The sequence below is a fragment of the Mesorhizobium sp. M1A.F.Ca.IN.022.07.1.1 genome (assembly GCF_003997575.1).
Taxonomy (GTDB): Bacteria; Pseudomonadota; Alphaproteobacteria; order Rhizobiales; family Rhizobiaceae; genus Mesorhizobium.
This window is the reverse complement of the sequence record NZ_RZST01000696.1, coordinates 1-775: the sequence shown is the minus strand read 5'-3', so window position 1 is coordinate 775 and position 775 is coordinate 1. Positions and strand designations below refer to the sequence as shown.

The window sequence follows — 775 nt, the reverse complement described above, 5'->3', positions numbered from 1 at the left end:
GATTGAGACTGCGATGGCCGGACCGATCAAACTGCTCAGCGTCGGCGCGTTCACCCTCGACACGATCCTGCGTCTCGAGACGCTGCCCGCGCATCAGGGCAAGTTCATCGCCAGCGACGGTGTCCAGATCGCCTCCGGCATGGCGACGAGTGCGGCGTGCGCCGCGCATCGCCTCGGCGCCGATGTGTCGCTTTGGGCGAGCGCGGGAGACGATGCGGTCGGCGACCGGCTGATCGCCGAGATCGAGGCGGAAGGCGTCGATTGCAGCCTGGTCCGCCGCGTCGCCGGCGCGCGCTCGGCGCTGGCCGCGATCCTGGTGGATGCCCATGGCGAGCGCATCATCGTGCCCTTCTATGACAGCAGGGCGCAAGCCGATCCCGACACGCTGCCGCTTGCCGAACTTTCCGCCTTCGACGCCGTGCTGGTGGACGTCCGATGGCCGGGCGCCGCGGCACTTGCCTTGGCGGCCACGCGGGACGCCGGCCGTCCGGCGATCCTCGACGCCGACACCGCGCCGGTCGACGTGCTCGAGCGGCTTTTGCCGTTGGCCTCGCACATCGTCGCCTCGGAGCCGGCGGCGCGGATCGTCTGCGGCCATGCGCTCGATCCGGAAAGCGCATGCGCCGATCTCGCCTCGCGCACCGACGCCTTCGTCGCGGTGACGGGCGGCGCTGCCGGAACCTGGTGGCATGATCGGGGAACCGGTCGCGTCCGGCATGTCGAGGCGCCGAAGGTCAAGGCGGTCGACACGCTCGCCGCCGGCGACGTCTTCCAC

Annotated in this window: 1 protein-coding gene; it reads left to right on the top strand. The window is 71.0% G+C overall.

The genetic code is table 11. From position 1 onward, the window contains the following. Nucleotides 1-13: 13 nt before the first annotated feature. Nucleotides 14-775 (top strand): PfkB family carbohydrate kinase (locus tag EOA75_RS33455; RefSeq protein ID WP_127326181.1); only part of this gene is annotated, 762 nt, incomplete at its 3' end.